At 66.0% G+C, this 14,476-nt stretch carries 12 protein-coding genes and 1 riboswitch; of the genes, 8 read left to right on the top strand and 4 right to left on the bottom strand.

All coding sequences use genetic code 11. The annotated features are described in order from the left end of the window. Positions 1-181: 181 nt before the first annotated feature. On the bottom strand, positions 182-1,759 hold the full coding sequence (locus tag RO07_RS17765; protein ID WP_039404524.1) for a 3,4-dehydroadipyl-CoA semialdehyde dehydrogenase: 1,578 nt from the start codon (positions 1,757-1,759) through the stop codon (positions 182-184). A 48-nt stretch (positions 1,760-1,807) separates the two neighbouring features. Beyond that, positions 1,808-2,278 carry a DUF4863 family protein gene (locus RO07_RS17760; protein ID WP_039404521.1) on the bottom strand — a complete coding sequence of 157 codons (471 nt, stop codon included), beginning with the start codon at positions 2,276-2,278 and terminating at the stop codon, positions 1,808-1,810. Positions 2,279-2,543: 265 nt separating this feature from the next. Here RO07_RS17760 and RO07_RS17755 point away from each other — a divergent pair, with 265 nt between their 5' ends. The 5 genes from RO07_RS17755 (at position 2,544) to RO07_RS17735 (ending at position 8,894) form a co-directional block, all read left to right on the top strand. Beyond that, positions 2,544-3,458, top strand: coding sequence for a helix-turn-helix transcriptional regulator (locus tag RO07_RS17755; protein WP_052266689.1), 915 nt, complete (start codon positions 2,544-2,546; stop codon positions 3,456-3,458). A 111-nt stretch (positions 3,459-3,569) separates the two neighbouring features. After that, positions 3,570-5,225 carry a 2,3-epoxybenzoyl-CoA dihydrolase gene (gene boxC / locus RO07_RS17750; protein ID WP_039404518.1) on the top strand — a complete coding sequence of 552 codons (1,656 nt, stop codon included), beginning with the start codon at positions 3,570-3,572 and terminating at the stop codon, positions 5,223-5,225. A gap of 104 nt (positions 5,226-5,329) precedes the next feature. Then, a complete protein-coding gene (gene boxB / locus RO07_RS17745) occupies positions 5,330-6,757 on the top strand; it encodes a benzoyl-CoA 2,3-epoxidase subunit BoxB (RefSeq protein ID WP_039404515.1) in 1,428 nt (475 codons plus the stop codon). A gap of 37 nt (positions 6,758-6,794) precedes the next feature. Then, positions 6,795-8,048 carry a benzoyl-CoA 2,3-epoxidase subunit BoxA gene (gene boxA / locus RO07_RS17740; RefSeq protein WP_039404513.1) on the top strand — a complete coding sequence of 418 codons (1,254 nt, stop codon included), beginning with the start codon at positions 6,795-6,797 and terminating at the stop codon, positions 8,046-8,048. A gap of 264 nt (positions 8,049-8,312) precedes the next feature. Then, a complete protein-coding gene (locus RO07_RS17735; protein ID WP_039404511.1) occupies positions 8,313-8,894 on the top strand; it encodes a DJ-1/PfpI family protein in 582 nt (193 codons plus the stop codon). Between the two features lie 60 nt (positions 8,895-8,954). Here RO07_RS17735 and RO07_RS17730 read toward each other — a convergent pair whose 3' ends face one another. Further along, positions 8,955-9,464 (bottom strand): 2-thiouracil desulfurase family protein, encoded by a 510-nt coding sequence (locus RO07_RS17730; protein ID WP_039404508.1) that lies wholly within the window; start codon positions 9,462-9,464, stop codon positions 8,955-8,957. A 164-nt stretch (positions 9,465-9,628) separates the two neighbouring features. Here RO07_RS17730 and RO07_RS17725 point away from each other — a divergent pair, with 164 nt between their 5' ends. Beyond that, positions 9,629-10,891, top strand: coding sequence for a hypothetical protein (locus RO07_RS17725; RefSeq protein WP_147284621.1), 1,263 nt, complete (start codon positions 9,629-9,631; stop codon positions 10,889-10,891). A 3-nt stretch (positions 10,892-10,894) separates the two neighbouring features. On the opposite strand, the gene RO07_RS17720 is transcribed toward RO07_RS17725, so the two are convergent. Continuing rightward, entirely contained in the window at positions 10,895-11,836 is a 942-nt protein-coding gene (locus tag RO07_RS17720; protein ID WP_039404501.1) for a LysR family transcriptional regulator, read from the bottom strand. 110 nt (positions 11,837-11,946) lie between these two features. On the opposite strand from RO07_RS17720, the gene RO07_RS17715 reads away from it, so the two are divergent. Together RO07_RS17715 and glyA are read left to right on the top strand one after the other, a co-directional pair. Continuing rightward, the gene (locus RO07_RS17715; protein WP_039404498.1) at positions 11,947-12,975 is read left to right on the top strand and encodes a zinc-dependent alcohol dehydrogenase family protein; all 1,029 of its coding nucleotides are present in this window, start codon (positions 11,947-11,949) and stop codon (positions 12,973-12,975) included. Positions 12,976-13,006: 31 nt separating this feature from the next. Continuing rightward, positions 13,007-13,114, top strand: a riboswitch (ZMP/ZTP riboswitch). A 98-nt stretch (positions 13,115-13,212) separates the two neighbouring features. Next, the gene (gene glyA / locus RO07_RS17710; protein ID WP_039404495.1) at positions 13,213-14,460 is read left to right on the top strand and encodes a serine hydroxymethyltransferase; all 1,248 of its coding nucleotides are present in this window, start codon (positions 13,213-13,215) and stop codon (positions 14,458-14,460) included. Positions 14,461-14,476 lie beyond the last annotated feature (16 nt).

The raw sequence follows: 14,476 nt of genomic DNA, 5'->3' as shown, positions 1-14,476 counted from the left end.
CGCTGCGCCTTCATGCCCGGCGCGCGTGCGGCATTGGTTCCTTATGACTTGTCGGGCGCTCTGACGGCACCTCTGGTATCACCTTGACTGCGACGGCTTGCGGCTACTGCTGGCGTAATACGGTTCAACGCGGCATCGCTTCGGATAGCAAGGCGATGCCGTCGAGCATCATTCACATCGTTCAGCCGGGAAGTGCGACGGCGTCCTGCGTCAGCGCCTCGACCAGCGCGGCCGGGCCCTGGATGGCCGAGCGCACGTGATAGAAGCGCAAGGCGCGCAGTCCACCCAGTTCCTCGCCGCCGCCCGCGCGGCCCGGGCCGCCGTGCAGCGACTGCGGCATGACGTTGCCGTGCCCGGTCTGCGTTTTTGCCACGGAAGGATCGACGGCGTGCACGCGGCCATGGGCATCGGCCAGCGCCAGGGCGGGCGCGCGCATGGCGAGCGCGTCGTTGCCGAACAGCGAGACGACGAGCGAGCCCTGTCCACGCCGCGCGAGGGCGACGGCTTCGTCGACGTCGCGATAGCCGATGAGCGTGGCGACCGGTCCGAAGACTTCGGTGTCGTGCACACGCCGACCGGCCGCGCCGTCGCGCAGGCCGAGCAACACGGGGGCCACGCAGGCGCTGTCCGAGCCGGCGTCGACAAAGGTGGCATCGCGATTGCCGTCGTAAAGCGTTTCGGCTTCCGTCTGCAGATGCGCAATGCCTTCGAGCACCGCGCGCTTTTGCGCGACGCTCACGAGCGCCCCCATCTTCACGGTGTCGTTGCGCGGGTTGCCGACGACCGTCTTCGCGAGGCGCTCGGCGATGGCGTCGGCAACCGCGTCGAAGTGTTCGGCGCTCACCAGTACGCGACGGATGGCCGTGCACTTCTGGCCGGATTTGACGGTCATCTCGCGTGCCACTTCGCGTACGAATTGATCGAACGCCGCGGTGCCCGGCGCGGCGTCCGGCAGCAGGATGGCGCTGTTCAGACTATCGGCCTCGACGTTGAGGCGCGCCGAGCGCCCGGTGAAGGCCGGATGCGCGCGCAGCGTGGCGGCGGTGTCGGCCGAGCCGGTAAACGAGACCACGTCGAACGACCCGATCCGGTCGAGCAGACCGGCGGCGCTGCCGCAGATCACCGACAGGCTGCCGGGCGGCAGCAAGCCGGCGGCGACGACGTCGGCCACCATGCGCTGCGTGAGCCATGCGGTCGATGTCGCCGGTTTCACGATGACGGGCACGCCTGCGAGCAGCGCGCCCGCGGCCTTTTCCCACAAGCCCCAGGCAGGGAAGTTGAACGCGTTGATGAAGAGGGCCACGCCCGGCGTCGGACGAAAGACGTGGCGCACGGCGAACGAGCCGTCCTTGGCCAGCGGTACCGCTGCGCCGTCGAGCAGCGTGTGCGCGTCGCCCAGTGCGGCGCCGAGCCTGGCATAGGTCGACAGTGTGTAGATCGCGCCGTCGATGTCGACGGCGGAGTCGGTCGCCACCGTACCCGAGTTCGCGGTGGCGATGGCGTAGTAGTCGTCGCGATTCGCTTGCAGCGTGGTGACGATCTGCGCGAGCCGCTGGGCGCGCTCGCCGTATGTCAGGGCGCGCAGCGCAGGACCGGCACGATCGCGGGCGAATGCGAAGGCCGCATCGAGGTCGAGGCCAGCGCTCGATACGTAAGCCAGCGTGTCGCCGGTGACGGGATCCGTGAGCGCGGTGCGCTCGCCGTTGCCGGCCACCCATTGGCCGGCGACGTAGTTTTCCAGCAGGGCAGGGGTACTCATGGCCAGGAATCGATAGAAGAACAGGGCAAAGGGGCGTGCGCGCGATGCTTATGCGCCGCGCGTGAATTCGATGGCCCCCGCGGGCAGCAGATAGAGCACGAGGGCCCGCCCGCTCGCGACGGTCGGTCGATGCGCCGACCCGGGGCCGTACACGCACCAGCCCGCTGGATGGCCGTCGAACGTCGCACCCGGCGTGAGCGGCATGATCAGATCGATCTCGCCATTGGGGTGCACGTGATGTGGCCCGGCCAGATCGGCCATGTCGACCACGTCGACGGAAAAACCATGTGTCTCCGGGGTAGGCTTGATCACACGGCCATAGCGAATGCCGCCGCCTTCCCGGTTGCACAGCCAGCCCTCGGCCACACCGGTGCGGCATGCGGCCGCGAGCGTTTCGAACGTGTTTGAACCGGCGCCGTGATGCGCGTTGAGCCAGTCGGCGAGATCCGCGTCGAGCGCGCGGCCGTCGAGTTGCCGGGTAAGGCCGGCAATCAGCGCCTGAAATTGGGGCACATCCATTGGTGTCTCCTGGGGATGTCGCAGTCCGTACCTCGGCGGCGCATTGCCGGCACTCGCCGGGCAGGCCGGGTCGCTTGCCTCGCCTGCGGCCATGGGGGCGTCGCGGTCCGCGCACTTGTCGGTTGGTATGACGTCGATCAATAACGGTGCGCGGAGTCTTCCGGACCGTGTTTGCTTTTTTACCGACGCATGGTGAAAATTAGAGCATGCAAATTTGGCTGTCAAGCAATATATTACATGTTACCTGCTTCGAGGATCTCATCTGATGAATAAGAGTGCGCAAGCCGATGGGGTGCCGACGGCGCGCGGTGCCGGGGACAAGGATCCGTTTCTGGTCGCGCTGGGGGAGCGCGTGCGCACGCTGCGCGCGCGTCGCGGCTTGACGCGCAAGGCGCTGGCGCTCGATGCCGGTGTCTCCGAGCGCCATGTGGCCAACCTGGAGTCCGGCGTCGGCAACGCGTCCGTGCTGTTCCTGCGCCAGCTCGCGCAGGCACTAAATTGCACGTTGGCGGAAATCGTGGGTGACGAGACGACGTCCTCCGCCGAGTGGCTGCTCATTCGCGAGATCCTGCACGGGCGGGATGGCGAGGCGCTGACGCGGGCGCGTCAGGCGTTGAGCGAACTCTTCGCGGGCAGCGAGCGCGATCCCGATCGTCGCGGGCGCATCGCGCTTATCGGCCTGCGCGGCGCGGGCAAGTCGACGCTGGGACGCATGCTCGCCGACGACATGCATGTGCCGTTCGTCGAGCTCAACCGCGTGATCGAACAACTGGCGGGCTGCCCGCCGTCCGAGATCTATTCGCTCTACGGCGCGACGGCGTACCGCCGCTACGAGCTGCGGGCGCTGGAGGCCGTAGTCGCCGAGCATCCGCGCGCCGTGATCGCCTCGCCCGGCGGCATCGTGAGCGACGCCGCCACGTTCAATTTTCTGCTCACCCATTGCTACACGGTCTGGTTGCAGGCGTCGCCGGAAGAACACATGAAGCGTGTGATCGCGCAGGGCGACTTGCGTCCGATGTCGGGCAACGCGGAAGCGATGGACGACCTCAAGCGTATTCTGGCCGGCCGGCAGGACTTCTACGCCAAGGCCGACATGAGCTTCGACACCGGCGGACGGGCGCTGGCGGACGCCTACCTGCAGTTGCGCGGTCGCCTGGCCGTGCAATTGTCGTCGGACTGAAATACGATATCTGCAAAATAATTCATTTTTATTCTTGAAATCGATTGACGATGGATTTGTGCTGCACTATATTGCAATTCAACAAGATCATTATTCGTGTTGGAGGCAATCATGTTCGGCAAACCCCACGTCGACTACCGTACGGACCCCACGCAGTACAAGCACTGGAAGCTGAGCTTCGAAGGGCCGGTAGCCACGCTCGCCATCGATATCGCGGAAGACGGCGGCATTCGCGAGGGCTACAAGCTCAAGCTCAACTCGTACGATCTGGGCGTGGACATCGAATTGCACGATGCCATTCAGCGCATCCGCTTCGAGCATCCGGAAGTCAAGACGGTGGTGGTCACGAGCGCCAAGGAGCGCGTGTTCTGCTCGGGTGCGAACATCTTCATGCTGGGCCTGTCCTCGCATGCCTGGAAAGTCAATTTCTGCAAATTCACGAACGAGACGCGTAACGGTCTCGAAGATTCCAGCCGCCATTCCGGCCTGAAGTTCCTCGCCGCCGTGAACGGCGCGTGCGCGGGCGGGGGCTACGAGCTGGCGCTGGCGTGCGACGAGATCTATCTGGTCGACGACCGGTCGTCGTCGGTGGCGCTGCCGGAAGTGCCGCTGCTCGGTGTGCTGCCGGGAACGGGCGGGCTCACGCGTCTGACCGACAAGCGCCGTGTGCGCAACGACCGCGCCGACATCTTCTGCACCATCGTCGAGGGCATTCGCGGCGAGCGCGCCAAGCAATGGCGTCTGGTCGACGAGGTGGTCAAGCCCGCTCAGTTCGCGCAAACGGTCTCGGCCCGTGCGCTGGAACTGGCGCAGGGCAGCGACCGGCCGGGCGGCAAGGGCGTGACGCTCACGCGCATCGAGCGCACCGACGCGCCGGATGCGATCCGCTACGAATTCGTCGACGTGGAGATCGACCGCGCCAATCGCACGGCGAGCCTCACCGTAAAGGCGCCGAAGTCGGCGCCACCCGCCGACATCGCGGGCATCGAAGCCGCCGGTGTGAACTGGTGGCCGTTGAAGATGGCGCGCGAACTCGACGACGCCATCCTGAATCTGCGCACCAACGAACTCGACATCGGCACGTGGTTGCTGCGTACCGAAGGCGAAGCGCAGCACGTGCTCGCCGCCGACGCTTCGCTGCTCGCCCACCGGGATCACTGGTTCGTTCGCGAGACGATCGGCATGCTGCGCCGCACGTTCGCCCGCATCGACGTGTCTTCGCGTTCGCTGTTCGCGCTGATCGAGCCGGATTCGTGCTTCGCCGGCACGCTTGCCGAGTTTGCCTTCGCCGCCGATCGGACGTACATGGCCGCGCTGCCGGCGAGCGAAGAGGACGAACCGGCGATCACGCTCACCGAAGTCAACTTCGGCCTGTTGCCGATGGTCACCGACCAGTCGCGTCTGGCCCGCCGCTTCTATGAAGACGAGCAGGAAATCGAGGCCGTGCGCGCCACCCTCGGCCGCCCCGTGCGTCCGGACGAAGCGGAACGGCTCGGGCTCGTCACCGCCGCCGTCGACGATCTCGACTGGCCAGACGAAATTCGTATCGCCATCGAAGAGCGTGCGGCCATGTCGCCCGACGCGCTCACCGGCATGGAAGCGAACCTGCGCTTCAACGGCCGCGAGACGATGAATACGCGCATCTTCGGCCGTCTGTCGGCATGGCAGAACTGGATCTTCATCCGTCCGAACGCCGTGGGCGAGAAGGGCGCGCTGAAGGTCTACGGCAAGGGCAACAAGGCGCAGTTCGACCTGAACCGCGTCTGACGGACTGACGAATGGCCGCACCGCCGCCGGCGATCGTCGCCGCGCGGCGGGCGCACGAGACGAAACGTTTCCACAGAACACGTACGAGACACGAGGATTCCACGATGGCTTCGATCAACTACAGCGAGAAGATCCCCAACAACGTCAATCTGTCCGACGACCGCACGCTGCAGCGCGCGCTCGAACAGTGGCAACCCAACTTCCTGTCGTGGTGGGGCGACATGGGACCGGAAGGCTCGCATGGCTTCGACGTCTATCTGCGCACGGCCGTGAGCGTCGATCCGAGCGGCTGGGCGCACTTCGATCACGTGAAGATGCCGGACTATCGCTGGGGCATCTTCCTCACGCCGGGCGAGAGCGATCGCAAGATCCACTTCGGCGAGCACAAGGGCGAGGCGGCATGGCAGGAAGTGCCGGGCGAGCACCGCGCCAACCTGCGCCGCATCATCGTCACGCAAGGCGATACGGAGCCGGCGTCGGTGGAGCAGCAGCGACATCTGGGACTGACCGCGCCGTCGATGTACGACCTGCGCAACCTGTTCCAGGTCAACGTGGAGGAAGGGCGTCACCTGTGGGCGATGGTCTATCTGCTGCATCGCTACTTCGGCCGCGACGGGCGCGAAGAAGCCGAAGCGCTGCTCGGCCGCCGCTCGGGCGACGAGGACAATCCCCGCATTCTCGGCGCGTTCAACGAGAAGACGCCGGACTGGCTCGCGTTCTACATGTTCACGTACTTCACCGATCGTGACGGCAAGTTCCAGCTCTCCGCGCTGGCCGAGTCGGGCTTCGATCCGCTTGCCCGCACCACGAAGTTCATGCTCACCGAAGAGGCGCATCACATGTTCGTGGGCGAATCGGGCGTCTCGCGCGTGATCAGCCGCACGGCGCAGGTGATGAACGAGCTGAAGACCGACGACGTCGCGAAGCTGCGCGCCGCCGGCGTGATCGATCTGCCGACCATCCAGCGCTACATCAACTTCCACTACTCCGTGACGATCGATCTGTTCGGCGCGGACCAGTCATCCAACGCGGCCATCTTCTACAGCTCGGGCCTGAAGGGGCGCTACGAGGAGAGCAAGCGCGACGACGACCATCAGCTGGGCGGCCAGATGTACCGCCTGCTCGACGTGGACAACGGCAAGCTCGTCGAGCGCGAAGTGCCGATGCTCAACGCAATGAACGAAGTGCTGCGCGACGACTACATCAAGGATTCCGTCGCCGGCGTGAACCGCTGGAACAAGGTGCTCGAGAAGGCCGGCATCGACTTCCGTCTGACGGTGCCGCACAAGGCGTTCAATCGCCAGATCGGCACGTTCGCCGGCGTGCGCGTGTCGCCGGACGGCCGCGTGGTCGGCGAGACCGAGTGGGCCGCGCACGAGCGCGAATGGCTGCCGTCCTCGGAAGATCGCGCGTACGTGGCGTCGCTCATGGGTCGAGTGACCGAGCCGGGCAAGTTCGCGAACTGGATCGCGCCGCCCCCGCTGGGCATCAACCGTCAGCCGATCGATTTCGAGTACGTGCGTTTCAACTAAGGGCCGACGAGCGCCTTCCCCACAAGGAGACAGCATCATGAACGGCCCCGTTCCGGCCGAAGTCCTGAAGCAGCATCTGATCGATCCGGAGATCTGCATTCGCTGCAATACCTGCGAAGAGACGTGTCCGGTCGACGCGATCACGCACGACGAGAACAACTATGTCGTGCGCGCGGATACGTGCAACGGGTGCATGGCGTGCATTTCGCCGTGCCCCACGGGGGCCATCGACAACTGGCGCGACGTGCTCCGGGCCGAGGCCTATCCCATCGACGATCAGCTCACCTGGGACGAACTGCCCGTGCAGGACGGTGCGCTCGCCGGGCAGGGTGTCATCGGCGAGTCGGCCGAGGGCGTCGGCGCGGTTGGCGCGGACGCCGGGGAGCCGGTCATCGGCGGCTCCGATCTGGTGCGCGGCTCGGTCGTGCCGCCGTGGTCCGCCGCGAAGCCCTACGTCAATCTGTACACGCACAAGGCGCCGGTGCAGGCGACCGTCGTCGGCAATTACCGCGTGACGGACGCGAGCACGGAGAGCGACATCCATCACATCGTGCTCGACTTCGGCAAGCAGCCGTTCCCGGTGCTCGAAGGGCAGTCGATCGGCATCATCCCGCCGGGCGCCACGGCCGACGGGCGCCCGCATCATGCGCGCCAGTACTCGATTGCGTCGCCGCGCGACGGCGAGCGGCCCGGGTACAACAATCTGGCGCTGACCGTCAAACGCGTGACGTCCGACCATCAGGGGCAGGCGGTGGGCGGCGTGTGCTCGAACTATCTGTGCGACCTGAAGAAGGGCGACGTGGTGAACGTGATGGGACCGTTCGGCAGCACCTTCCTGATGCCCAATCACGCCGATTCGCATCTGCTGATGATCTGCACCGGCACGGGCGCCGCGCCGATGCGCGCGATGACCGAGTATCGCCGTCGCCGCCGTCTGAAAGGGGCGACCGGCAAGCTCATGCTGTTCTTCGGTGCCCGCACGCAGGGCGAGCTGCCGTACTTCGGCCCGCTGCTCAATCTGCCCAAGGATTTCATCGACACGAATCTCGCGTTTTCGCGCACGCCGGGCCAGGCCAAGCGCTACGTGCAGGACGCGATGCGCGAGCGGGCGGCGGACGTGGCGGCGCTGCTGCGGCACGAGCACACCTACATCTACGTCTGCGGGCTCAAGGGCATGGAGGACGGCGTGCTGCAGGCGCTGCAAACCATCGCGGGCGATGCCGGGCTCGATTGGCCCGCGCTCTGGCAACGGATGAAGACCGAAGGGCGTCTGCATCTCGAAACGTATTGAACCGCACCGCTCCCGCGACGTACCGCATGCCGGTGCACGCGTGGGCGCATGATTGACCGACGGCGTTCTGCGCCGGCTTGACACCGCGTGCTCCGGCACGCGGTTTTTTTTGTTCATGTTTCGCCCAAAGGGAGGGCGGAGCGAGATCCGCGTGATCCGCGGGCGGCATCGGCCAACCCGATCGGGCAGTCGCGGTGACGTCACCGAAATTGAGTACCATGGAGAGGCGGTTTCCTTCCATTTTTTCTCTGAACGGAGAGTCACATGGGCAAGAAGCGGATTCTGGTACTGGCAGGCGACTACGTCGAAGACTACGAACTGATGGTGCCCGTGCAGGCGCTCTCGGCCATCGGGCATCGCGTGGAGGTCGTCTGTCCCGGCAAGAAGGCCGGCGACAAGGTGCGCACGGCCATTCACGACTTCGAGGGCGATCAGACCTACAGCGAGAAGCGCGGGCATGACTTCACGCTCAATGCCACGTTCGACGGGCTGGCTGCCGCCGATTTCGACGCGCTCGTGATTCCGGGAGGACGCGCTCCCGAATATCTGCGTCTCAACGAAGAGGTGCTCGCCGCCGTGCGTCACTTCGCCGAGAACGACAAGCCGATCGCGGCGATCTGCCATGGCGCGCAATTGTTGGCCGCCGCGGGTGTCATCGAAGGGCGCGAGTGCTCCGCCTATCCGGCATGTGCGCCGGAAGTGCGCCTGGCGGGCGGGAAATACATGGAAATCGGCATCGACGAGGCTCATACCGACGGCAAGCTCGTGAGCGCGCCGGCATGGCCCGCGCATCCCGCGTGGATCTCGCAATTCCTCGCGGTCCTCGGGACGAAGATCGAACTCTGACCTCTGCGGCCTTGGTGACCTGACTGCGGGAGCCGAGGCCGGTCTTCAGCGCGTTGCGCGCTATCGGGAGGGGTCGCCGATGGCGCGCAGCCGTGCATCGGCTTGCGCCAGCGTGTGCTCGCTGAACACTTCGATGCCATGACGCCGCAGCCAGGCGGCCGTCACGCCCTCTCCGGCAATCTTTCTTGTGCTGAACGAGCCGTCGTAGATCGACGCGCTGCCGCACGACGGACTGCCTTCCTTCAATACGGCGATGCGAATGCCGTGGCGTTGCGCCAACGCGAGTGCGCGCCGGGCGCCTTCGAGGAACGCGGCGCTTACGTCGGCGCCGGTGTCATCCATCACACGGGCGAGCGACTGCCACACCGCGTCGCCGCTCGACGCGCCGGAAATCTCGGCGGGCGGACGCGGCGTCGGCAGCCCGCCGGCCACTTCGGGACAGATCGGGACGATGAGGTTCGCCAAGCGCCAGCGTTCGAGAATGGCGGCGTCGGTCGCGCGGGCCGCGTGGCCTCCGTCATAGCGGACGGGCTGACCGAGGAGACAACTGCTGACGAGGATGCGGGGCATGGAAGACATGCGCCGAGACTATCACGTGCGGCGGAATCATCCTAAATTGTCTCGTTTTCGAAAGCTCGCTGTCGGGCACAGCAGCACTATCGGCCGATCTCAACCCGGGCGGCCGGCTCGCGAAACGTGCGAGGCCTCCTGCCATACGACCAGGGAGCGTCGTGATGAACGTCAACGCTTATCCACCAGGAGATTTACCCGCCGGCCGCGCCGGAGGGCATGGCCATCGTGTGGCGCCGTACTCGGCTGCCTCGGTCAACGCATTGATGGAGCGTATGCCGTTACCCGTGTTCGCCCCGGTCACCGGACATGATGGTACGGGGGCGCCGCTGCCGCCGGCCGGACCGTATGACTTTTCCGCCGCGCAACGTGTGCACGATGGGAGAGCGGCAGAGAGTCCCGTGGCGGTCGTACGGTTGTCGCTGCCATCGGCTGGACCGCCGGCGCAGTATGTGGTGCGCTCGCACCCGAGCGCCGCGTCCGCTACGCAGGCATGGCTGGCATCGCGGCTATGCGGCGCGTTGGGGCTGGCGACGCCGACCGCCATTCTGGTGCGAGGGTGTTCGCTGGCCGTCGATGGTATTCATGATCCCGAACGACTCTATCTGGCGACACCGTTCCTGCCTGCCTACGAGTCGTTGGGCCGTTGGCTGGAAGGAGACGCGGCATGGCGCGTGATCGACGGGGTGCCCGGAGGCGCCAGTCCCGCATGTGGGCAAGCTCGCACCGAAGCTCGTGAGCTGGGGCGGCAGGTGGCGCGACTTGCCGACGCTGTCGGGCCGCAGGCCGGGGCTGCCGCCATGCAGGCGCGCAACGCGCACAGGGCCGTGCTGTACGGCGCGCTTCCGGACGTCTATCAATGTGCGTTGGAGCGGCACCGTCTCGCGGCGATGTGGCTCGACAACCGCGACCTTTTCGACGGCGACATGGGCAATCTCGGCATCTGGCGCGACAAGAACGACCTGCCGTACGCGATGACGGTCGATTTCACCGGATGCCTGGGCATGGCCGCCACGCCGGCCGGCGCGCCGCGCTGCCTGCGCAGTGGCGCTTCCGCAATGCTGGGAAGGCGGCTCGGTGAACTGCGCGCGGCGGACTGGACGAACGCGATGCCCGACGTCCTCAAGGATCCGGTTGGCGTGTACGCGCTGGCCGCCGAAATGGCATACCGGCTAGGACGAATCGGAACGTCCGATATCCTGCCTTGGGCGAGCGTCGTCAGTGCATTGACAGAGCGCTTCGGGGGCGATGGGGGTGGCGACGCGCCTCACGCACGGATCGATCGCATTCTGGCGCGTCGCGACAGTCTCGTGGCGTTGCTAGGTGGCACGAACGCGGCGCAGACCTGGGCGCGCATGTATCCGACGCGGGCGGCGGCGATCGGTGCGCAGCAATCGCGGTTTCTGGCATCCAGCCAGTATCCATAGACGTCATGAGCGGGATGCGCGGGATGGCGTCCCCATGAGCAGCGCGCCGGACGCACTCATCAGCGCGTCGATGGCCGCGCGCAGCTTGGGGGAGGGATGCCGGGTGTCGGGCCAGACCAGATGTAGGGGCGTGGCAGGGGAATAGTGCTGCGCGAGCAACCGGATCAGTCGTCCGCTGTCGAGCGATTGCGCGACAACCCACTGCGGCAGACAGGCGATGCCGAGCGCCTGCTCCGCGGCCTCGAGGAGCGTGACGAGATCGTCGAGTATGAAGCGCGGCGGCCGGCTCGTTTCCCGCGCAATCGAGAGGGCGGGCCATTCATAGAAATTGCCGTTGCGGCCATACATCAACCGTTCGTGAGCGCCGAGATCGGCCGGTGTCCGTGGCGTGCCATGTTCGGCGAGATAGGCTGGCGCGGCACACAGCACCATCGTCTGCTCACCCAGCGCTCGCGCCTTGAGGCCGGGCGTGTCGTCGAGGCGGCCGCTGCGGATCGCGAGATCGTAGCCTTCCTCGATCAGATCGACTCGGCGGTCGCTGAACGCCATCTCCAGCCGTAGTTGCGGATGCTCCCTCGCCAGCGCCAGCAGAACGGGTGCAATGCACTGCCGGCCGATCTGGACGGGCATCGTGACCCGCAGTTTCCCTGTCGGGGTTTGCGAACCGGCACTCAGCTCGTCTTCCGCCTCCGAGAGCTCGGCGAGGACTTTCGTGCAGCGCTGGTAAAACGACTGGCCTTCGTCAGTGAGGTGCTGGCTGCGCGTGGTGCGGTGAAAGAGACGCACGCCGAGCCGCGCTTCCAGTCGGCTCACGCGTTTGGCGACGGCGGAGCGCGTCAGATGCAGCCGCTCGGCGGCGCTGGCAAAGCTGCCGGCGTCGGCGGCCGCCACGAAGGCGGAAATTCCCGACAGCCTGTCGGGGGTGTACGCGTCATTGGTGCTCATATGTCTTCAAACTGAAGAAAATTTGCCGTCACTGCCGCGAAGTATTCTCCAATAAGCTTGAGATGTCCACCCGGCGTACCGGGCAACACACATCGAGCAGAGGCTTGGCAATGAAGACGATGCAGCAATGGCAGATGGCAACGCTTGGCGAGGCGGCGCTCGAGCGCGCGACGGTCGCGATTCCGCAGCCCGGTCCGGGCGAAGTGCTGGTGAAAATCGGCGCCGTGTCGCTCAACTACCGCGACGCGCTGATGATCGACACCGGCATGGGCCTGCCGTTGGCGTTCCCCTATGTGCCCGGCTCCGACATGGCCGGCGAAGTGGTGACGGTGGGCGAGGGCGTCACCCGTGTGCGCGTGGGCGAGCGGGTGATCAATACGTTCTGGGACCGGTGGATCGATGGCGAGCAGGCGCCCGCGGGACTGCAGATCTTCGGCGGGACGCTGCCGGGCGTGCTGCGCGAGTACGCGGTGTTCGCCGAGGACGCGCTGGTACGCGCGCCCGCGACGCTCGACGACGTGGCGGCTTCGACGCTGACTTGCGCCGGTCTTACCGCCTGGTCGGCGCTGTTCGGCCACGGTCGCCGTCTGGCAGCCGGCGAGACGGTGCTGGCGATCGGCACCGGCGGTGTTGCGCTGTTCGGCGCCCAACTGGCGATGGCGCACGGGGCCCGGGCGATCGTCACGAGCGGCAGCGAGGCGAAGCTTGCGCGGGCGCAAGCGTTGGGCGTGACGCATGGGGTGCTGCGTCGCGAGGGCTGGTCCGAAGACGTGCGGCGCGCGACCGAAGGGCGGGGCGTCGAGCAGGTGCTGGAGCTCGCGGGCGGCGATATGCGCGAGACCATGGCCGCGCTCGCCTATGGCGGCAAGGTTTCCATCATCGGCATGCTGAGCGGGGAACTGCTGCAATTGCCCGTCTACGACGTGCTGCTCAAGCGCGCGCACGTCCAGGGGATCGGCGTCGGGCACAGGGCGGGGCTCGAGTCGCTGGTGGGGATGATCGAGCGTCACGCCATTGCGCCGGTGGTGGATGCGGTCTACGACTTCGCTGACTTTAGGCAGGCGCTGGCGCACCTGCGGCGCGGGGCCTTCGGCAAGGTGGTGGTGCGCGTGGATGGGGCGTCGACCCGGGTTGCCTAAGGCCGAAAGCTCGCATAAACTATCGACGCCACAAACCCCGCGTGACTGGCGATTAGGGTGCACAGCCTTGTGTGCCCGAGGTGGAGCAACCCACCGGGAAGCGCCGGGGTCTTATTTGCCGTTCGCCTGGGCAGCCGTGATGGTTGGTGCTGCCCTGTCTATCGTCTTCCGAAGCACAAAGGAAGGCGCGCCGCACCATCCCCTCCCGGAAAACCTGTTCAATTCAACGGAAATGCCATGTTCGATAAATCGAAATCCACTGTTGCCGCCGTCGATCCCGACGTTTGGGCTGCGATTCAGAAGGAAAACCAGCGTCAGGAAGATCACATCGAACTGATCGCCTCGGAAAACTACACCAGCCCGGCCGTGATGGAAGCGCAGGGCTCGCAGTTGACCAACAAGTATGCGGAAGGTTATCCGGGCAAGCGCTACTACGGTGGTTGCGAGTATGTCGACGTCGTCGAGCAACTGGCCATCGATCGCGTGAAGGCCCTGTTCGGCGCCGAAGCCGCGAACGTGCAGCCGAATTCCGGCTCGCAGGCGAACCAGGGCGTGTATTTCGCCATGCTCAAGCCGGGCGACACGATCATGGGCATGAGCCTCGCGCATGGCGGTCACCTCACGCACGGTTCGCCGGTGAACATGTCGGGCAAGTGGTTCAACGTGGTGAGCTACGGTCTGAACGAAGCCGAGGACATCGATTACGACGCGGCCGAAAAGCTCGCGCAACAGCACAAGCCGAAGATGATCGTGGCAGGCGCCTCGGCCTTCGCACTGAAGATCGATTTCGAGCGCCTGGCCCGTATCGCCAAGTCGGTCGGCGCGTATTTCATGGTCGACATGGCGCACTACGCCGGTCTGATCGCCGCTGGCGTGTATCCGAACCCGGTGCCGCACGCCGACTTCGTGACCACGACTACGCACAAGAGCCTGCGCGGCCCGCGCGGCGGCGTGATCCTGATGAAGGCCGAGTTCGAGAAGCAGATCAATTCGGCCATCTTCCCGGGTATCCAGGGCGGACCGCTCATGCACGTGATCGCCGGCAAGGCCGTGGCGTTCAAGGAAGCCGCGACGCCCGAGTTCAAGGCTTATCAGGAACAGGTCGCGAAGAACGCGCGCGTGCTGGCCGAGACGCTGGTCAAGCGCGGTCTGCGCATCGTGTCGGGCCGTACCGAGTCGCACGTGATGCTGGTCGATCTGCGCGCGAAGAAGATCACCGGCAAGGCGGCGGAAGCCGCGCTGGGCGAAGCGCACATCACGGTGAACAAGAACGCGATCCCGAACGATCCGGAAAAGCCGTTCGTCACGAGCGGTGTGCGTCTGGGCTCGCCGGCCATGACCACGCGCGGCTTCAAGGAAGCGGAAGCCGAGCAGGTCGGCAACCTGATCGCCGACGTGCTGGACAACCCGGAGAACGCCGAGACGATCGCCAGGGTGCGTGGCCAGGTGGCCGAGCTGACCAAGCGTTTCCCGGTCTACGGCTAAGCGGCGGACGTCACAC

The organism is Pandoraea pulmonicola (assembly GCF_000815105.2).
GTDB classification, from domain to species: Bacteria; Pseudomonadota; Gammaproteobacteria; order Burkholderiales; family Burkholderiaceae; genus Pandoraea; species Pandoraea pulmonicola.
The sequence above is the reverse complement of the archived record's forward strand: the minus strand, read 5'-3'. Positions and strand labels throughout refer to the sequence as shown.